Source organism: Olleya aquimaris (assembly GCF_003259525.1).
GTDB classification, from domain to species: Bacteria; Bacteroidota; Bacteroidia; order Flavobacteriales; family Flavobacteriaceae; genus Olleya; species Olleya aquimaris.
Genome location: NZ_QLLO01000008.1, coordinates 94,238 through 112,935 on the forward strand (window position 1 = coordinate 94,238; position 18,698 = coordinate 112,935).

General features: G+C 33.5%; 20 protein-coding genes. 5 read left to right on the forward strand and 15 right to left on the reverse strand.

The window, feature by feature from the left end:
* Positions 1–5 precede the first annotated feature (5 nt).
* Positions 6–1,310, reverse strand: a complete 1,305-nt coding sequence (rimO, locus tag LY08_RS11300; protein WP_111660554.1) for a 30S ribosomal protein S12 methylthiotransferase RimO — start codon at positions 1,308–1,310, stop codon at positions 6–8.
* A 129-nt stretch (positions 1,311–1,439) separates the two neighbouring features.
* On the opposite strand from rimO, the gene LY08_RS11305 reads away from it, so the two are divergent.
* Entirely contained in the window at positions 1,440–2,516 is a 1,077-nt protein-coding gene (locus tag LY08_RS11305; RefSeq protein WP_111660555.1) for a serine hydrolase domain-containing protein, read from the forward strand.
* Here the strand turns inward: LY08_RS11305 and LY08_RS11310 are convergent.
* The 10 genes from LY08_RS11310 to LY08_RS11355 form a co-directional block, all read right to left on the reverse strand.
* Positions 2,513–4,162, reverse strand: coding sequence for an amidase family protein (locus tag LY08_RS11310; protein WP_111660556.1), 1,650 nt, complete (start codon positions 4,160–4,162; stop codon positions 2,513–2,515). The two genes, LY08_RS11305 and LY08_RS11310, sit on opposite strands and share 4 nt — an antisense overlap.
* Positions 4,163–4,195: 33 nt before the next feature.
* The gene (locus LY08_RS11315; RefSeq protein ID WP_111660557.1) at positions 4,196–4,624 is read right to left on the reverse strand and encodes an SRPBCC family protein; all 429 of its coding nucleotides are present in this window, start codon (positions 4,622–4,624) and stop codon (positions 4,196–4,198) included.
* Positions 4,625–4,699: 75 nt separating this feature from the next.
* A complete protein-coding gene (ftsY, locus tag LY08_RS11320; RefSeq protein WP_111660558.1) occupies positions 4,700–5,674 on the reverse strand; it encodes a signal recognition particle-docking protein FtsY in 975 nt (324 codons plus the stop codon).
* 168 nt (positions 5,675–5,842) lie between these two features.
* On the reverse strand, positions 5,843–5,995 hold the full coding sequence (locus LY08_RS11325) for a DUF4295 domain-containing protein (RefSeq protein WP_111660559.1): 153 nt from the start codon (positions 5,993–5,995) through the stop codon (positions 5,843–5,845).
* A 34-nt stretch (positions 5,996–6,029) separates the two neighbouring features.
* Entirely contained in the window at positions 6,030–6,212 is a 183-nt protein-coding gene (gene rpmG, locus LY08_RS11330) for a 50S ribosomal protein L33 (protein WP_092131049.1), read from the reverse strand.
* A 27-nt stretch (positions 6,213–6,239) separates the two neighbouring features.
* A complete protein-coding gene (gene rpmB, locus LY08_RS11335) occupies positions 6,240–6,476 on the reverse strand; it encodes a 50S ribosomal protein L28 (RefSeq protein WP_111660560.1) in 237 nt (78 codons plus the stop codon).
* An 81-nt stretch (positions 6,477–6,557) separates the two neighbouring features.
* On the reverse strand, positions 6,558–7,808 hold the full coding sequence (locus LY08_RS11340; protein WP_111660561.1) for a competence/damage-inducible protein A: 1,251 nt from the start codon (positions 7,806–7,808) through the stop codon (positions 6,558–6,560).
* A complete protein-coding gene (locus LY08_RS11345) occupies positions 7,808–8,149 on the reverse strand; it encodes an Hpt domain-containing protein (protein WP_111660562.1) in 342 nt (113 codons plus the stop codon). The genes LY08_RS11340 and LY08_RS11345 overlap by 1 nt, the downstream gene beginning before the upstream one ends.
* 3 nt (positions 8,150–8,152) lie before the next feature.
* Positions 8,153–8,764 (reverse strand): fumarylacetoacetate hydrolase family protein, encoded by a 612-nt coding sequence (locus LY08_RS11350; RefSeq protein ID WP_111660563.1) that lies wholly within the window; start codon positions 8,762–8,764, stop codon positions 8,153–8,155.
* 117 nt (positions 8,765–8,881) lie between these two features.
* A complete protein-coding gene (locus LY08_RS11355) occupies positions 8,882–9,658 on the reverse strand; it encodes a 3'-5' exonuclease (protein WP_111660564.1) in 777 nt (258 codons plus the stop codon).
* A 72-nt stretch (positions 9,659–9,730) separates the two neighbouring features.
* Between LY08_RS11355 and LY08_RS11360 the strand changes: the two genes are divergently transcribed.
* Positions 9,731–10,369, forward strand: a complete 639-nt coding sequence (locus LY08_RS11360) for a glutaredoxin family protein (RefSeq protein WP_111660565.1) — start codon at positions 9,731–9,733, stop codon at positions 10,367–10,369.
* A gap of 53 nt (positions 10,370–10,422) precedes the next feature.
* Positions 10,423–10,800: a DUF2200 domain-containing protein gene (locus tag LY08_RS11365; RefSeq protein WP_111660566.1), complete on the forward strand. Its 378-nt coding sequence runs from the start codon at positions 10,423–10,425 to the stop codon at positions 10,798–10,800.
* A gap of 73 nt (positions 10,801–10,873) precedes the next feature.
* Here the strand turns inward: LY08_RS11365 and LY08_RS11370 are convergent, their stop codons facing one another.
* The 3 genes from LY08_RS11370 to recR all read right to left on the reverse strand — a co-directional run bounded on the left by LY08_RS11370 (position 10,874) and on the right by recR (position 14,007).
* Complete coding sequence (locus LY08_RS11370) at positions 10,874–12,187, reverse strand: dihydrolipoamide acetyltransferase family protein (protein ID WP_111660567.1); 1,314 nt, start codon at positions 12,185–12,187, stop codon at positions 10,874–10,876.
* A gap of 94 nt (positions 12,188–12,281) precedes the next feature.
* Entirely contained in the window at positions 12,282–13,379 is a 1,098-nt protein-coding gene (locus tag LY08_RS11375) for a glycosyltransferase family 2 protein (protein WP_111660568.1), read from the reverse strand.
* A 10-nt stretch (positions 13,380–13,389) separates the two neighbouring features.
* Positions 13,390–14,007 carry a recombination mediator RecR gene (recR, locus tag LY08_RS11380; protein ID WP_111660569.1) on the reverse strand — a complete coding sequence of 206 codons (618 nt, stop codon included), beginning with the start codon at positions 14,005–14,007 and terminating at the stop codon, positions 13,390–13,392.
* A 144-nt stretch (positions 14,008–14,151) separates the two neighbouring features.
* On the opposite strand from recR, the gene LY08_RS11385 reads away from it, so the two are divergent.
* Positions 14,152–15,630, forward strand: coding sequence for a sodium:solute symporter (locus tag LY08_RS11385; protein ID WP_111660570.1), 1,479 nt, complete (start codon positions 14,152–14,154; stop codon positions 15,628–15,630).
* Here the strand turns inward: LY08_RS11385 and LY08_RS11390 are convergent.
* Positions 15,617–15,979: a CoA-binding protein gene (locus LY08_RS11390; RefSeq protein ID WP_111660571.1), complete on the reverse strand. Its 363-nt coding sequence runs from the start codon at positions 15,977–15,979 to the stop codon at positions 15,617–15,619. The genes LY08_RS11385 and LY08_RS11390 overlap by 14 nt on opposite strands.
* Positions 15,980–16,090: 111 nt before the next feature.
* Here LY08_RS11390 and LY08_RS11395 point away from each other — a divergent pair, with 111 nt between their 5' ends.
* Complete coding sequence (locus LY08_RS11395; protein WP_111660597.1) at positions 16,091–18,568, forward strand: outer membrane beta-barrel family protein; 2,478 nt, start codon at positions 16,091–16,093, stop codon at positions 18,566–18,568.
* The last annotated feature ends 130 nt before the right edge of the window (positions 18,569–18,698 follow it).

Genomic DNA, 18,698 nt, shown 5'->3' on the forward strand with positions numbered 1-18,698 from the left:
TTCTGCTACTTAACCACCTCACCATACAAATCAAAATCTTCAGCTTCTGTGATTTTAATATTGTAATATTCTCCTGTTTTTAAATACGTTTCTGTTGCATCAATCAATACTTCGTTATCGACGTCAGGACTATCAAACTCGGTTCTACCTACAAAATAGTTACCCTCTTTACGGTCAATCACAACATTAAAGATTTGACCTATTTTTTCCTGATTTAGCTCCCAAGAAATCTGAGATTGGATTTCCATAATCTGGTTGGCACGCTCTTGTTTAACCTCTTGTGGCACATCGTCTTCTAAGTTGTAAGCGTGAGTGTTTTCTTCGTGAGAATATGTAAAACACCCTAAACGCTCAAAACGCATGTCTTTAACCCATTGTTTTAACTCTTCAAAATGTGCTTCGGTTTCGCCTGGATAACCTACAATTAAAGTGGTTCTGATAGTCATTTCTGGGACTATCGCTCTAAACTGATGAATTAGTTTTGTGGTTTTTTCCTTAGTAGTACCACGACGCATGCTTTTTAATAAGTCGTCACTAATATGTTGTAACGGTATATCTAAATAATTACAAATTTTAGGCTCTCGCTTCATAATATCCAACACATCCATAGGGAATCCTGTTGGGAAAGCGTAGTGTAATCTAATCCACTCGATACCTTCCACTTTTACTAAGTTTTCAAGTAATTCGGCAAGGTTTCGTTTTTTATATAAATCTAAACCGTAATAGGTTAAATCTTGTGCAATTAAAATAAGTTCTTTTACTCCATTTGCTGCTAACTTTTCAGCTTCTGTTACTAAATTTTCTATTGGTGTAGACTTGTGTTTTCCACGCATAATAGGAATTGCACAAAAACTACACGGTCTGTCACAACCTTCAGCAATTTTTAAATAGGCGTAATTTTTTGGAGTAGTTGTCAAACGCTCACCAATAAGCTCATGTTTGTAATCTGCACCTAAAGCTTTTAATAAACCTGGTAATTCTGTAGTCCCAAAATATTGATCGACATTTGGGATTTCCTTTTGTAAATCTGGCTTATATCTTTCGGATAAACAACCTGTTACAAATACTTTATCCACTTCTCCATCTTCCTTTTTTTGCATGTACTCTAAAATCGTGTTCACACTTTCTTCTTTGGCATTATTAATAAAACCACAAGTGTTAATAACCACGACATTACCTTCTTCTTCATGCACCACTTCTTTTCCGTTAGCTTTTAATTGTCCCATCAGGACTTCGCTATCGTAAACATTTTTACTACAACCTAATGTTATTACGTTGATTTTGTTTTGCTTAAGTGACTTTGTTCTCATACCTTAATTTTGGACTGCAAAGATACATAATGATTTATGATTTACGATTGAAGAATTAAGATTTAAGATTAAGAAGACTATAGTTTAAACCTTTTATATATTTAATAGTCCAAAAGAAAAACCAATACTATGAAAACGATTCACTTTGTGCTTTGTCTTTTAATTGTGACACTGTTTAATTGTACGACTAACAATACCGACTCAGATACCATTAACCCAACGCCTGAAGCGACTTATTTTCCACCTCTAAATTCTGATACTTGGGAAACCACCTCACCAGAAGATTTAAATTGGAATACAACTGCTTTAAATGAATTAACATCATTTTTAGAAGCCTCCAACACCAAGTCATTTATTGTGTTACACAAAGGAAAAATAGCTTTTGAACAGTATTTTAATGGACACTCAGACACAGCTCCCTGGTATTGGGCAAGTGCAGGAAAAACATTAACTACAGCAGTCACAGGAATTGCGCAAGACCAAGGATTACTTAATATTGATACTAAAGTGTCTGATTATTTAGGAACTGGTTGGACTAGCGTGACTTTAGAACAAGAACAATTAATTACCTGTAAAAACTTGTTGTCTATGGATTCTGGGTTGGATGACACCTTGGGCGACTCGGTTGAACCAGAAAACCTTCAATATATAGCAGATGCTGGCACACGATGGGCTTACCATAATGTGTATGTTAAATTGCAAGATATAGTCGCAACAGTAAGTAATCAGACTTGGAGCAGTTATTTTAATGAACAGTTAAGAGATAAAATTGGCATGTCTGGTAGTTGGATTCCTGTTGGAGATTTAAGCGTGTATTGGAGTAATTCAAGAAGTATGGCACGATTTGGTTTACTAATTTCTGAAGGTGGATTATGGGAAGACACACAAATTGTATCTCAAAATTTTATTAATGAAGCTACTAATACCTCACAAAATATTAATGAAGCTTATGGATATATGTGGTGGTTAAATGGCAAATCTAGTTTTCATTTACCACAAACACAATTTGAGTTTTCAGGAGAACTAATACCAAACGCACCCGACGATATGTATTGCGCATTAGGCAAAAACGACCAGAAAATTTATATAGTCCCAAGCAAAGATTTAGTGATTATTAGGATGGGAGACGCAGCAGATGAAGATAGTTTTGGACTCTCGACCTATGATAATACGTTATGGGAAAAACTAAATGCTGTTTTAGACTAATTATAATCTTTTGGTGCTTGTCGTTTTTTTGAGGCTTGCTCATACAAATAAGCAAAGTCTAAAATCATTTTTTCGTCTTTACTTATAAAGGTTAACCCTTTTGGCACTCCATCTTTTGTGTAACCCATTGGTACTGTAATTGCTGGGTTTTCTGCTACAGCAGCAAAACCTGCATGATAATTATTTATAGATAGAAAAGCATCAAGATTATGTCGTTTCATAACGATGTCAAAATACATAGTCCCATTGTTTTTTAATGTATTTTTTATGGTATTGAATTCTTCTTCAGTCGCACTATCTGCTACAACTCCTCTAAATAGCTTTTGCCCATAAGGCATCACGTTTGCAGAGTCTTTTATATTAAAAGCTATGACATCGTCCACCGATTTTAAGTTTAAACTTGGATCTGCATATTTAGAAAAATAGTCAGACAAATCCTTTTTCATATCTAAATTTAAAAGTCTTAAAAAATCAAGAAGTTTATAGTCTTCAGGTTCAAACTCTACTATTTCTGCACCTTGCACTTTTAAAACCGAAATAGCTTCCAAATACAACGAGTCTTTTAGCAAGGGTTTAAATGCTCCGAATGTTTTATTTTTTAATGATTGTCCTTCAAATCTAGAAAAGTCTCTTGGTGTCCAATTTTTATTGACAGTTTCAAAAGATTTTGAATCCTCAGGATCGTAACCATACATGGCTCCCAATAAAATAGCTGTATCAGTCACGTTTTTAGCAATTGGACCTGCAGTATCTAAAGTAGACGAAATTGGGATAATACCACTACGACTTACTAAACCTACTTCTGGTTTTAATCCTACAACCGAGTTTTGACTCGCAGGAGATAATATAGATCCAGAGGTTTCACTACCTACTGCTGCGACACAAAAATTGGCTGCAACAGCCACTCCACTTCCAGAGCTAGAACCACCAGTATCGATGGTTTTACGACCATAAGGATTTAAGGTCTGACCACCAATTGCACTATAACCACTTGGACAATCTCCACAGAAAAAATAAGCCCATTCGCTTAAGTTAGCTTTTCCTAAAATTAATGCACCTTGTTCTTTAAGTTTTGTGACTATAAAAGCGTCTTTAGCATTGTTGTTTTGAAGAGCAACTGCTCCTGCAGTTGTTGGCATACCGGAAGCGTTAATATTATCTTTTAGTAAGATTGGCATTCCAAAAACAGAATACTTTAAATCTTCTAATGCAATATCCATAGTACGTAAAGCATCATCTTTTGCTTTCGCTTCAGTAATTATATTTGGATTGATAGCTATTACTGAATTTAGAGACAACTCATTTTCTCTGTCAAATGCTCTAATTCTGTATAAATAAAATTTGGATAAACTCTCATAAGACAATTTTCCATCTGATATATGTTGTTGTAACGTAGGTATATCTTGTTCTAAAACCAAAGGTTTTAAAGCGTTATATTCTTTTTCCGAGAAATCTTCTAGTTGAGTGTTTAAGTCCCTCCAAATCTGAGCATTGGATAAGTATTTAGAGTCCAACACTTTAAATTCTCTAAAATCTTTGGTAGAGATATCACTAATATCTGTGTTGTCTTTTTTTTCTTTAGTGGTTGTTGCCTCTTTACACCCAAAGGTAATTAGTAGTAGGCATAGAAATGTTAAAACTCTCATGTTGTATTTTTTAATAAAAATACAAAAAGGAATTTAACCTCTAGCTTCAAAAGGAAGGATGATATCGTTTTCTAAATAATTTTTTAAGCCTTTTAGCAGTAAAGCCCAACAAAACGAAGTATGTCTAAAGTGATGACTGTTGGACTGCCAGTCGTTATGCGAAAACTCGACTAACGTAACATTGTCATGATTTTTAAGGTTAAAACCAAAAGTAGTTGGCATCCAATCTGGATCGGATTGTGTCATTTTTAAATAGAAAGATTTGTTTGGTGTTACTTCTGAAACCTTACAATACCAGTTGTATTTATCTGTAAAGTTTAGATTGTATTCTGCACCTAATTCAGGTTGTCCAGACGATTTTAATGTCCACCAATTATTTAAGTGTTCAGGTTGTGTCACTGCATCAAACACTTGTTTTGGAGCTACTTTGATAACTAAATCATGTAATATATTATGTGCCATAAGGATTAAATTTATGAAAAAATTTAATAGGACATTTTCAGATTTCTTCGTCGTCCCTCCTCGCAATGACAGATTCTACTTAAAGAAAGAATCCACAAACTCAAATTTATTAAAGACTTGAAGATCTTCAATACCTTCTCCTACTCCAATATATTTTACAGGAATTTGAAACTGGTCACTTATACCAATCACCACACCACCTTTTGCAGTACCATCTAATTTAGTGACTGCTAAACTAGTCACTTCTGTAGCAGCTGTAAACTGTTTAGCTTGCTCAAAAGCATTTTGACCTGTACTACCATCTAATACTAATAACACATCGTGTGGTGCATCACCAACAACTTTTTGCATGACACGTTTTACTTTAGTTAACTCGTTCATTAAATTAACCTTATTATGCAAACGACCAGCTGTATCAATGATAATAACATCTGCATCTTGTGAGACACCAGATTGTAAGGCGTCATAAGCAACAGACGCTGGATCACTTCCCATGTCCTGACGTACCATAGGCACATCTACACGATCGGCCCACACTTGTAATTGGTCTATTGCTGCAGCCCTAAACGTATCTGCTGCACCTAATACCACTTTTAAGCCTTTCTTTTTAAATTGGTAGGCTAACTTACCAATAGTAGTTGTTTTACCAACACCATTTACACCTACTACCATTAGGACGTAAGGTGTTTTGTTTCCATTGTCTTGTTTTGGTAATTCAGGAATGGTATACTCGGTGTCTTCTCCAGAATTAGTTTCTGACAGTAAACCTGCAATTTCTTCACGAAGAATTTTATTAAGCTCGTCTGTCCCTAAATATTTATCTTTAGCTACGCGTGCTTCGATACGTTCAATCACTTTTAAAGTCGTATTAACACCAACATCACTAGAGACTAAAACCTCTTCTAGGTTATCTAAAACATCGTCATCAACCTTAGATTTTCCTGCAACTGCTTTACTAAGCTTGCCTAAAAAACTGGTGCTTGATTTTTCTAAACCTTTATCCAAGGTTTCCTTTTTATCTGAGGAGAATATTTTTTTAAAAAAACTCATGTGTTTTTTAATTGATTTGTTTGATTAGACTATTACAATTTTAGCGCCTAATTTAATAGACTGCTACATTGTCATAGTTTTACTTGGTAAAGAAACGCAATATTTTAAAAACAAAAAAGCCACTTTCAAATAGAAAGTAGCTTTTGTATGTTGAGTTTAGATGTAAGACTAGTTGTCTTTCATAAAATCTTTTACTAATTCTGGTGACATGATTGATTCAACAAACATGTAAGCTCCTGTTTTTGGAGACTTTACCATTTTAATTGCTTTTGTTAATCTTTTAGATCCTGTTTGTAATGATGCTACTGATTTCTTTGCCATGTCTAATACTTTTTTATTCTTTACTTAAAGAATATTATTTAATTTCTTTATGAACGGTCATTCTCTTTAAGATTGGATTAAATTTTTTAATTTCCATTCTGTCCGGAGTGTTCTTTTTGTTTTTAGTTGTAATATAACGAGATGTTCCTGGTTTACCAGACTCTTTATGCTCTGTGCATTCTAATATTACTTGTACTCTATTACCTTTCTTTGCCATAATTATAATTCTTTACCTGTTGGGCAATTATTTTACAAATCCGTTAGCTCTTGCTTTTTTTAATGCAGCAGAGATACCGATTTTATTGATAGTTTTTAATGCTGATGTAGATATTTTTAAAGTTACCCACTTATCTTCTTCAGGAATATAAAAACGTTTTTTAATTAAATTAGCATCAAATCTACGCTTTGTCTTATTCATTGCGTGAGACACGTTGTTACCAACCATTGCCTTTTTTCCTGTAAGTTCACAAACTCTTGACATTACTTTATAACTTTAAATTATGTTACTAAAAATCGAGGTGCAAATATACTAATAATTTACTATCTGACAATAACTAAATAATTAATTTTCAAAAATTTCTTTTTGAAGCAACTCTAACGCTTTATTTACGGTTTTATTTATAACGCGTTCGCGATGATTCCCCATGTTAAATTCGTGCGCTACTACTCCGTTTTTTGTGGCTATTGCTATAAAAACTGTTCCTACTTCTGCATCACTATCACCTTTGGTTGGTCCAGCGTTACCAGTTGTAGCGACTGCGATATCTGATTTTAATTTTTCTCTTACATTAGTTGCCATAGCTTTAGCTACTGGAACACTAACTACAGAATGCTGTTTAATTAAATCTTCTGACACACCCAAAACATCTATTTTAGTTTGGGTGGCATAACTAACAATAGCTCCTTTAAAAAAAGTAGACGCACCAGAATGAGCTGTAAATTGTTCGGCTAACTTTCCGCCAGTACAGCTTTCGGCTAATCCTAAAGTTTGACCAATCTTGGTTAGTTGATTGGCTATAATTTGTTCTAGACCTTCATTAGACTCTTGAAATCCAACAAAAATATCTTTAATTAGCGGTAAAATATTATCGACTTGTTGTTGAATGTCTTGTGCTAAAGTGTCTTCGTTATCTGATTTACCTGACAAACGTAATCTGACACGTCCTAAACTAGGCAAATACGCTAATTTGATGTGTTTTGGTAGATTATCTTCTATAGCTTCTAGACGCTCTGCAATAGCACTTTCACCCAATCCATACGTTAAAATGGTTTTATGAAGAATAAAAGGACGCTTATACTTTTGGGATAATTTAGGAAGCACTTCGTTTTCCATAAGTGCTTTCATCTCGTAAGGTACACCTGGAAGTGATATAAATGTTTTATTACCTTTTTCTAACCACATGCCTGGAGCGGTTCCAAAACAATTCATAAGCACTTTTGCTTTTGAAGGCACTAACGCTTGTTTTCGATTAATATCTGAAATAGGTTGATTGATATATTTTTTAAACAACTGCTCGACGTGATCTAAAACCTGATTGTCTTGCACAAGCGTGTCATTAAAATAATAAGCTAAGGTATGCTTGGTAATATCGTCTTTGGTTGGTCCTAAACCACCTGTAACAATTATGATGTCTGCGTTGTGTTCTGCTTCAGCAAAGGCTTTAAGTAAATGGTCTTTGTCGTCTTGAATGGAAGTAATTTGGTAAACAGACACACCAATGGTATTTAGCATTTTCCCAATAAAAGCGGAATTAGTATCTACTATCTGTCCGATTAAAATTTCGTCACCAATAGTAATTATTTCGGCTTGCATTACAAATTAAAATCTTGAATAATTTCTTTAGTTGCTTTATCTACAGCATCTAAAACTATATTTAATTTTTCTGTGATGTCTTTATCTGTTTGCTCGAATTTTCCCCAATCTTGCACCTCTATTAAATCGTCTAAGATGCCTAGTTCAAACATATCAACTGTAGGTTTCATTTTATGGGCAGTTTGATAAGTTAGCAAGTAGTTTTTGTTTTCTACAGCTATTTTAAGCACTTTAGCATCGCTTGGCACTTCTTCAATAAATGTGGAAGCCAAAGCTAGGATAAATTCTTGATCGTTATCTGCTAATTCTTGTAATCTGTGTAATTTATAATGTTGTTCCATGTACTATTTTACTGTTATTGAAAATAATTGTTTATTTTCAATAAATCCGTTTAATTTATCGTTAGCAACAACCTTGCCAACTCCAGCAGGTGTTCCCGTAAATATAACATCTCCAATCTTTAAAGTAAAATATTTTGACACATATTCGATTAATTCGTCTATTTTCCACAACATTAAGCTTGTATTTGCGGTTTGAACCACACTTCCATTTTTTTCTAACCTAAAATTGATGTTATTAACGTCAGAAAATTCTTCTTTATTTAACCATGTACCTATCACTGCAGCTCCATCAAAAGATTTTGCTTTTTCCCATGGTAACCCTTTGTCTTTTAATTGCTTTTGTAAATCGCGAGCAGTAAAATCTATGCCTAACCCAATCTGATTGTAATATTTGTGTGCAAATTTTTTATCGATGTGCTTACCCAGTTTACTAATTTTTACCAAAACCTCTACCTCATGATGTACGTCGTTAGAAAAGTCTGGTATAAAAAAAGGTTGCTTTTTTAATAAAATAGCATTATCTGACTTAATAAACACCACAGGATCTGTAGGTTTTTCGTTTTCTAGTTCTTTAATATGGTCTGTGTAGTTGCGACCTATGCAGATTAGTTTCATATTTTTTTAAGACTAAAGAATAAAGATCGCTTTGCTTTTTGAAACAAGACGCTTACTCGTATTGATTATTTCTTTTTAAAATAGTATTTATTTACTTTAAAACTTTTCACTTATAAATTAATACAGCTTATTATTAAACGCTCTTAACTTAATTGCTGTTAACACCTTTTTTGTATATAACGGGAAGTCTGCGCCAAGCAACCACCCAAAATATCCTGGTTCTTGATCTAATACTTCTGTAACTAATTTACCTTTATGCTTTCCAAAAGAAAACACCTCTTGACCTGTTTTATTGTAACTGATAAACCCAGCAAAATCGGCAAACTTTTTACGTGAGCTAAATTCGGCTAAAAATTTGGTGTCATTTTCCAACTCGTCATAACGCTGGACTTGTGCTTTTAAAACTTCGTAGGTAGCTAAGGTATCTGCTTCAGCTGTATGCGCATTTTCTAAACTTTTATCGCAATAAAATTTATAGGCAGCACTTAGTGTACGTTGTTCCATTTTATGAAAAATAGTTTGCACATCTACAGCTACACGACCTTTCATGTCAAAATCTATTCCTGCACGCAGCATTTCTTCCGCTAAAAGCGGAATATCAAACCGGTTAGAATTAAATCCTGCCAAATCAGCATCTTTAATCATTGTATTAATCTCTTGTGCTAATTCCTTAAAGGTAGGCTCATTAGCTACTTTGTCGTCTGTAATTCCATGTATTGCAGAGACTACAGGCGGAATAGGCATTTCTGGATTAACCAACCACGTTTTGCTCTCCTTATTTCCGTTAGGAAACACCTTTAATATAGAAATTTCTACTACTCTATCGTTAGTAATATTAACTCCTGTAGTTTCTAAATCGAAGAAGCAAATGGGTTTTGTTAGGTTTAACGTCATAAATGAATTTATTGGAATGATTTATGCAAATATAAATGTAATCTGTTACTTTTACTTTGTAATACTTTTAAAATGATTAGAAACTTTACCCTATTATTTTTTGCTTTACTATCCATTACTACTGTTTCTCAAAACGATCATAAATATGTTAAGTTACAAGAAGTTGTTAAAGGTAAGCGCTACGAGTTATTTATAGAAAATACCGACTCTATCTCCTACGATGTGTTTTTAAAAGTAGATACTAACGACTTTAGACGTAGTAGCGAGCGACCTATTTTACAAACCATTCCTGGAAATAGCAAAAAGAAAGTCTTGACCATGGTTAAACTAAATGACAAACCTGGTAATTACACTTATATTTTGGTAGTTAACGAAGTGTCTTACAGTCTTAAAGTTGATAAAGATTTTGAAATTATTGATTTTAAACTAGACCGAGAATTAAAAAATAAAACAGTCACGCTTTACACCAAAGACGATTGTAGTATTTGCCCAGATGCCAAACATATATTAACTAAAAACAAGATAAGTTACACCGAGTATAATTTGGACCAAGACACCACCAATTATAACAAGATTATTAAAGAGCTTAAAACCATTAAGCCTAAAAGCGACTTTAACCACATCCCAATTTTAAAAATTGAAGACCAATTGTATAACGATATTAAAAGTTTGGAAGATTTTATTCAAGCGTTGAGGGATGGGTTTAATTAACTTTAAGTGGCATAGGATTTTTATAAAACATAATTAACGATTGATTAAATAACATGAAAGTTACAGCTGAAAAAAACGAACAAGTAGCCAATATGATATTCGCTACAATTTACCCACTATACCTAAATAGATTAGAAAAAAATGGCAGAACCAAAGAAGAACTTGACCAAGTACTTAGATGGTTTACTGGTTTTGACCAAAACTCTTTACAAACACTGATTGAAGAAAAAGCAACATACAGAACATTTTTTAAAAAAGCAAAGATACACCCTAATGCACACTTGATTAAAGGAGTTATCTGTGGATATAGAATTGAAGAAATAGATGATGAATTTGAAGTATACAAACAATGTAGACGCATGGAAAAACTAATAGATGAATTAGCAAGAGGTCGTAAAATGGAGAAAATTTTACGTTCAGAAAAAAAATAAAACTAAAAAGCACAATTTTAAAATTGTGCTTTTTTAATTTTTATATAAGATTCCTGCCTACGCAGGAAGTTATCTAAATCTCACGATTCACATCCCAAGCTTCTAAATAATCTTTAACAGCTTTTACAAATTGTCCACCTAAAGCACCATTAACTACTCTATGGTCGTAACTGTGTGACAAGAACATTTTATAACGGATGCCTATAAAATCTCCATCTGGTGTTTCGATAACTGCTGGCACTTTACGTATGGCACCTAAAGCTAAAATACCAACTTGTGGTTGGTTAATTATTGGCGTACCCATAATACTTCCAAAAGTACCTACGTTTGTTACTGTGTATGTACCACCTTGTATGTCGTCTGGTGCTAATTTACCATCTCTTGCACGACCAGCTAAGTCATTAACTTGCTTTGTCATACCAACCAAATTTAGTTGGTCTGCATTTTTTATAACTGGAACTATTAAGTTACCATCTGGTAAAGCTGCTGCCATACCAAGGTTGATGTTTTTCTTTTTAATAATTTTATCGCCTTGTACAGAAATATTCATCATTGGATAGTCACGTAATGACTTTGCAATAGCTTCCATAAAGATTGGTGTAAAGGTTAAGTTTTCGCCTTCACGTTTCATAAATCCATCTTTTACTTTCTTTCTCCAATTCCAAATGTTAGTCACATCGGCTTCAATAAAACTTTGAACGTGTGCACTGGTTTGTACAGATTCTACCATATGATGTGCAATTAATTTGCCCATTCTGGTCATTTCTATAATCTCATCTCCTGCTGCTGCTTGTACAGGCACTTCTGTTTTAGCCTCTTGCTTTGTTGCAACTGGTGCAGAGGTTGGTTTAGTTTCAGCTTTTGCAGGTTGTTTACCTCTATTTTCTAGATAAGCAATCATGTCGTTTTTAGTCACACGATTATCTTTCCCAGTTCCAGGAATAGCATCTAATTCTGATTGCGAAATCCCTTCGGCTTTCGCCATGTTTTTTACTAAAGGCGAATAAAAGCGATCTCCGTTAGATGTAATTGGCGCAGCAGTGTCCTGTGCAGCTTCTACTGTTTTTGCAACCTCCAGTACTGCAACTGGAGTTGCTTCTGGAGTAGCCTCTACTTTTGGAGCTTCTGTTGTAACATCATTCTCACCTTCTGTTTCAATAACAGCTATGGTTTGACCAACTTGTACCACATCATCCACGTTAAATAGTTTTTCTACTAAAACGCCATCTACTTCACTTGGGACCTCACTATCTACTTTGTCTGTTGCAATTTCTAACACTGCTTCATCCATTTCAATTGTATCTCCAACTTCTTTTAACCAAGAGGTAATGGTTGCTTCCGCAACGCTTTCTCCCATTTTTGGTAATTTAAGTTCAAATCTTGCCATATTAATAATCTAATAGTCTTTTTGTTGTATTGAATTGCAAAATTAATAAAAAATAGAACATTTTACTGATTATTATTTATCAATTTGCAAGCTTTTAAAAGTGAAGGACTTCGCCTCTACTTTTTGACGAATCACTTCCAAGCATAAAATTAGAGTTTTTTGGAATAATTCTGTAGCTTATATTTTTATTTTTTTCTGAATTTGATAGGGTTTCAATAATAGTTTTAAAGCTTAAATAATTAGCATCTAAAACAACCCGTGTATTGGATTCAAAATCAGATATTTCTGAAACCATCTTTATAGACCTTGAAATTATATTTTCTAATTCTGTATAGTTTCTATCTGACACTAATACATAGTTTTTTACTGGCTTACTTTCCGCGAAAGCGTTATTTTTAGAGTGCTTCACTAACTTAATACCTAGCCATACTAAAGCATCAAATATAAGATTGCGTTTAAAATGTTTTTTGTAAAAAATCTGCATGGCTCCATAAAACCGTTTGGCGTAGTTAGCATCTTTTAATGTGCTTTCGCCTTTAAAATGAATGACCTGAACTGGTCCATAGTACATATTATCAAAACCTGCTTGCTGCACTTTGTAGGACAAATCTATGTCTTCTCCATACATAAAATAATCTTCATCAAATCCTCCAACTTGATTGTAAACATCACGTTTTACCATCATAAACGCACCCACTAAAACAGGTACAATTCCAGTAGAATTTTCTTTTATTTTCGAAGCATAATACGAAGTATCAAAACCTAATATTTTTTTAATGGCAACAGTTGGTGTTGGTATATGACGTTTACTTTCTGGTAGAAAAACACCTGTACCATCAATTAATTTGCAAGCAAATAAACCTAAATCGTTTTTAATTTTTGAAAATTCAAATAACTCCTCAAAGCAGTCTTCAGGGACAACTGTATCTGGATTTAGGATACATAAATACTCGCCTTTTGCATGTTGTACGCCTATGTTATTGCCTTTAGAAAAGCCTAAATTATCTTTGTTTTCTATAAGTATTACATTAGGGAATTTTTGCTTAACCATTTGACAACTATCATCGTGCGAGTTGTTGTCCACCACAATAATTTCTGCCTCTAGATTTGTAATGGCAGCTTCCACGCTTTGCAAACACAACTCTAAAAAGTAGCGTACGTTGTAGTTTAATATAATAATGGACAGCTTCATTTTAAACCACTTATAGTTTTAGTGAAGACTCAAACGGAATTCTGTTTAAAATACTTCGCCCTAAGGTAATTTCGTCTGCATATTCTAGCTCGTCACCTACAGAAATCCCTTTAGCTATGGTAGAAGTTTGCACTTCAAAATCTTTGATTTGCTTGTAAATATAGAAGTTAGTTGTATCCCCTTCCATGGTTGGGCTTAGTGCAAAAATCAGCTCTTTAACTTGTCCAGTTTGCACTTTTTGAACTAAGCTAGTAATATTTAAATCGTGTGGACCAATGCCATCCATTGGCGAAATTTTTCCGCCCAACACATGGTACAAGCCTTTATGTGATGCAGTATTTTCAATAGCCATAACATCTCTAACATCTTCTACAACACATATCACATCGTCTTTACGTAACGGGTTGGTGCAAATATCACATAAATCGTTATCGCTAATATTATGGCAAGACGTACAGAATTTTAAATCGTTAACCATATTAAGCAATGCGTGACTTAAATTGTGCGTATGCTCTTTGGGTTGACGTAACAAATGTAACGCCAAACGTAATGCAGTACGCTTACCTATACCTGGTAATTGCGAGATTTCGTTAACTGCATTTTCAAGAAGTTTTGATGAAAATTCCATATCTGCGAAATTACTACTTTAGACACTAATTTGCGAATAAAAAAAATGTTTTCTAATTACCCAAATGCTAGACCGTTAACACTGCTAACTGATTACTGCTCACTGAATACTATTTTTCGTATTTTGGCTGCATAAACTAACTCTATGACTTCAATACAAATACTTTTATTGATTGCTGCCTACTTTGGTGTGCTTATACTAATCTCTTATTTTACTGGTAAAGACGACTCTAACGACGTATTTTTTAAGGCTAAAAAACAGTCGCCTTGGTATGTAGTTGCATTTGGAATGATTGGCGCTTCTTTGTCTGGTGTGACCTTTATCTCTGTTCCTGGTTTGATAGAAGGTCAGCAGTTTGCCTATATGCAAGGAGTTTTTGGTTTTTTTGTTGGGTATTTGGTGGTTTTGCTAGTCCTATTACCCTTATACTACAGGTTAAACGTAACTTCTATTTACCAATATTTAGAACAACGTTTTGGAACCGTTAGTTATAAAACAGGTGCTTTTTTCTTTTTATTATCGCGTGTTACAGGTGCTGCATTTAGGTTGTTCTTAGTGGCTTTAGCCATGCAATATATTGTGTTTGAAACACTTGGTGTTCCGTTTTGGATTACGGTTGTAATTTCTATAGCATTAATCTGGTTATATACTAATCGTGGTGGAATTAAAACCATAGTTTGGACGGATACCTTACAGACTTTAGCCATGCTAACATCTGTAATAGTTGCAATTGTTTTAATTGTCAATAAATTGGATTGGTCTGTGACAGACATTTTTAATCAGGACGCGTTTAAAGCTAAAAGTAAACTCTTCTTTTTTGAGGATGTTAACAGCAATGTTTACTTCTGGAAATATTTTATAGGTGGAATCTTTATAACCATAGCCATGACAGGTTTAGATCAAGATATGATGCAAAAAAACCTAACCTGTAAAAATCCTCAAGATGCTAAGAAAAACATGTTTAGCATGTCCGTTTTATTAGTGTTTGTTAATGTTATCTTTTTATCTCTTGGTGCACTTTTATTTATCTATGCTGAACAATTTGGTGTCAACATTCCTGTTGTAGATGAAAAAGTTAGAACCGATTTATTATTCCCAGAAATAGCTATGAATCAAGGCTTGGGACTAGGGTTACAAATTACTTTTTTAATAGGATTAATAGCAGCTGCTTACAGTAGTGCAGATAGTGCATTAACGTCCTTAACCACTTCTTTTTCAATAGATTTTTTAAACATTGAAAAACTGCCTGAAGCCCAACAAAAACCACTACGTAAAAAAGTACATATTGGTGTGTCCTTATTGTTAATTGTTGTGGTTATTGTTTTTAATGAATTAGAAGGTAGTGTGGTTAACAACTTGTTTAAATTTGCCACCTTCACCTATGGACCATTATTAGGCTTGTTTGCTTTTGGAATACTAACCAAACGTCAAATTAAAGATAACTGGGCTTGGGTTATAGGATTAGCCTCCATAATTATTACTTATTTTATTACAGAGTTGCCAGCCAACTTCCCAGATAGTTTTATTGGAAAATACGCGTTCCATTGGGAAATATTACCATTAAATGGGTTAATTACCTGTATTGGTCTATGGGTAATTAGCAGAAAAACTAAAACTGATTAATAGATAATAATACCAACGTACAAGCAATCTCATAAGCAATGTTATGTGCTTTTAAGATTGTATAAAACTCAGGGTTTTCTGTTCCTGGATTAAAAATTACGCGCTTAGGGTTTAAGCTTACTATGTAATTGTAATACTCTTGTTGCCTAGTTGGGTTAAGATATAAGGTAACCGTATCGATGTCTTTATAATCCACTAGTTCAGTATCTATTTGTACACCTGCTACTTCTCCAGATTTCATCCCAAACGCAACAGTGTCGTGGTTGTATTTAACCAGTTTTCTAATAGCCATATTACTATATCTATCTGGTTTTGTAGAGGCACCTATCACCAATGTTTTCTTACTCATAAATGTTAAAATTTTTATAATTTGTAAATATACAGTAACAGCTTGACAAAAAAAGCGTCTTTAGATTATAACCACATTTCATCAATCAAATTAAAAAATCAATCAACAAACATGAAAAAACTACTCACCATCGTACTGCTATTGGTAGCCTTTAGCATACAAGCACAAGACAGCACTGAAGCATTGCCCAAAATTGGAACTATTACTGGTAATGTATTAGACGCAACACTTAACCAACCCTTACCTTATGTAAATATTATTGTTAAAGACACCAACAATAAGCTGATTACTGGAGGAATTACAAACGATAATGGACAATTTGAAGTGAATCAAATTCCTGCAGGCTCTAGTATTGTTAGCATAGAATACTTAGGATTTTTACCGCAAACAAAAACTATTGTTATTTCTAAAAGCAATAGAACAATAGATTTAGGAACCATAAATCTTGAGGAAGCTTCTACTAGTTTAGATGAAGTCACTATTGTAGCAGAAACCTCAACCATTCAACAAAAAGTAGACAGAAAAGTGATTACCGTTGGAAAAGATTTACAAACCGCAGGACCTACAGCTAGTGATATTATGAATAATATCCCTTCTGTAAATGTCGATCAGCAAACGGGTAATATTAGCTTGCGCGGAAATGAAAATGTACGTGTTATGGTAGATGGTAAACTATCTAACGTACCCATTGCCCAATTATTAAAGCAAATCCCTTCGACCTCTATTAAAAGTATTGAGTTAATTACTAACCCTTCGGCTAAATATAATCCAGAAGGTATGAGTGGGATTATAAATATCAAACTTCATAAAAACACGCAATTAGGATTTAACGGAAACTTAAACTTAGGCCTAACAAAAGAAGTTTACGCTAAGTTTAACAGCTCTATAGACCTAAATTACAGGAATGGAAAATTCAACTTTTATGGGAACTATGGTAATAATATAGGTAAGTATGATAACTTTGGTTTCATCAACCAATTCAACGATAATTCGTCACAAGATTTCCAATTTTTCAACAACAACAAATCACATTTATATAAAATTGGTGTCGATTATTATTTAGATGAAAAAAACACGCTGTCCTTTTTTACTAATCAAAATATTTATGATGGAAAAGGTCAAGGAAAAACATTTCTATTTTATCCAAACCAAAATGTACAATCACAAATTTTTGATAATATTTCAGACAACACATCAGGCCAATATAATCTGGTATATAAACATGAATTTGATAATGAAGACGAAACTTTAGATATTGAATTTGATTACAACGACTTTTCGCAAAATGAAATTGCAAATTTCAACTATATCAATTTTACTTTTCCTGAAGATTATCAAGACAATGTTGACACTAAAAGAGAACAAACAACCATTAATATTGATTACGTCAAACCCATCAACGAAAAAACTAAATTAGAATTTGGTGCAGAAGCAAGATTATTTAACACCGATTTAGGGTATAATTCTACTGGACAAACGTTTTCTAGTAATGGAAATATCATACCTACACCAAGCACTGCTTTTGATTATAAAAGAGATATTTATTCGGCATACATCACCTTTGGAAAAACCATTAACGATAAGTGGAGTTACCAAGTAGGTGCTAGAGCAGAACAAGTAGATGTTGAGGCTACTGCTTTTAATAGTTTTGCAGATGGCACTTCAGAAGTTATCCCTTTTACAAACAATTACTTTCAAGTTTATCCTTCGGCGTTTATAACCTATACAGCTTCAGAAAAAAACTCTTATCAAGTTAGTTTAAGCAGACGTGTAGACAGACCAGGATTACAACAAGTTAACCCAATTAGAGAATGGAGCACACCAAGAGTTTCATCTTTTGGTAACACACAGCTACAGCCACAATTTACTAATTCTGCTGAAGCAAATTACACAAGACAACTAAATAAAGGAAGCATAACTGCAGGTGTTTTTTATAGAGTTATTGAAGATAATATTAGTCGCTTTGTATATATTGACAGAACAGATATATCTGCAGGAAATTCAATACTATCCTACGATAATTTTGACAATACTTCTGCTTTTGGCTTAGAATTATCAAGTAATTACAGACCTACAAAATGGTGGAATTTTAATACTAGTTTTGACTTGTATTCTCAATCTCAAACAGGTATCACAGAGTTTATTGATAATCCAGATTTAAATTCTGCAACAGTAAATGACATAAAAACGCAAACTACAGAAGTAGAAAACCTAGTTTGGAACTTTAGAATGTTTAACAACTTTAAAGCTACCAAACAATTAAGTTTTTCAGTATTTGCTATGTATAGAGGCGAAGAACAAGGTGTTCAGTTTTTAAGAAAACCAATGTATTTTGTTAATACAGGGATACGATATAGTTTCTTAGAAGAAAACAAAGCTACTATAAGCTTTAATTATAACGATATTTTTAACACCATGCGTTTTGAATTTGAGTCAGACACACCTTACCCTTCTGTGGGTCAATTTAATTGGGAAAGCAATACCTGGAACATTGCACTATCCTACCGTTTTGGTGGTGGAAAATACAGAGCTTTACAACGTAAACAACGTGATGATAATGAATCTTCAGGTAGTGGAGGATTTATATAAAAAATACTTCTAGAAGGTATTTAGTGACCATCCATACAGTTGATGGTTAGTGTAAATGTTTGGTTGCTAAATAAGAAAACCCAAAGCCTGATCGACTTTGGGTTTTTGTTTAACACAATTTTTTGTTTAA

Bases quoted from the DNA above. Each gene is read 5' to 3' on its own strand.
- LY08_RS11345 (WP_111660562.1), bottom strand. From the start codon at position 8,149: ATGGAACAACATTATAAATTACACAGATTACAAGAATTAGCAGATAAC.
- LY08_RS11305 (WP_111660555.1), top strand. From the start codon at position 1,440: ATGAAAACGATTCACTTTGTGCTTTGTCTTTTAATTGTGACACTGTTT.
- rpmB (WP_111660560.1), bottom strand. From the start codon at position 6,476: ATGTCAAGAGTTTGTGAACTTACAGGAAAAAAGGCAATGGTTGGTAAC.
- LY08_RS11355 (WP_111660564.1), bottom strand. From the start codon at position 9,658: ATGACGTTAAACCTAACAAAACCCATTTGCTTCTTCGATTTAGAAACT.
- ftsY (WP_111660558.1), bottom strand. From the start codon at position 5,674: ATGAGTTTTTTTAAAAAAATATTCTCCTCAGATAAAAAGGAAACCTTG.
- rimO (WP_111660554.1), bottom strand. From the start codon at position 1,310: ATGAGAACAAAGTCACTTAAGCAAAACAAAATCAACGTAATAACATTA.
- LY08_RS11350 (WP_111660563.1), bottom strand. From the start codon at position 8,764: ATGAAACTAATCTGCATAGGTCGCAACTACACAGACCATATTAAAGAA.
- LY08_RS11375 (WP_111660568.1), bottom strand. From the start codon at position 13,379: ATGAAGCTGTCCATTATTATATTAAACTACAACGTACGCTACTTTTTA.
- LY08_RS11360 (WP_111660565.1), top strand. From the start codon at position 9,731: ATGATTAGAAACTTTACCCTATTATTTTTTGCTTTACTATCCATTACT.
- LY08_RS11370 (WP_111660567.1), bottom strand. From the start codon at position 12,187: ATGGCAAGATTTGAACTTAAATTACCAAAAATGGGAGAAAGCGTTGCG.
- LY08_RS11315 (WP_111660557.1), bottom strand. From the start codon at position 4,624: ATGGCACATAATATATTACATGATTTAGTTATCAAAGTAGCTCCAAAA.
- rpmG (WP_092131049.1), bottom strand. From the start codon at position 6,212: ATGGCAAAGAAAGGTAATAGAGTACAAGTAATATTAGAATGCACAGAG.
- LY08_RS11340 (WP_111660561.1), bottom strand. From the start codon at position 7,808: ATGCAAGCCGAAATAATTACTATTGGTGACGAAATTTTAATCGGACAG.
- recR (WP_111660569.1), bottom strand. From the start codon at position 14,007: ATGGAATTTTCATCAAAACTTCTTGAAAATGCAGTTAACGAAATCTCG.
- LY08_RS11365 (WP_111660566.1), top strand. From the start codon at position 10,423: ATGAAAGTTACAGCTGAAAAAAACGAACAAGTAGCCAATATGATATTC.
- LY08_RS11395 (WP_111660597.1), top strand. From the start codon at position 16,091: ATGAAAAAACTACTCACCATCGTACTGCTATTGGTAGCCTTTAGCATA.
- LY08_RS11390 (WP_111660571.1), bottom strand. From the start codon at position 15,979: ATGAGTAAGAAAACATTGGTGATAGGTGCCTCTACAAAACCAGATAGA.
- LY08_RS11310 (WP_111660556.1), bottom strand. From the start codon at position 4,162: ATGAGAGTTTTAACATTTCTATGCCTACTACTAATTACCTTTGGGTGT.
- LY08_RS11325 (WP_111660559.1), bottom strand. From the start codon at position 5,995: ATGGCAAAGAAATCAGTAGCATCATTACAAACAGGATCTAAAAGATTA.
- LY08_RS11385 (WP_111660570.1), top strand. From the start codon at position 14,152: ATGACTTCAATACAAATACTTTTATTGATTGCTGCCTACTTTGGTGTG.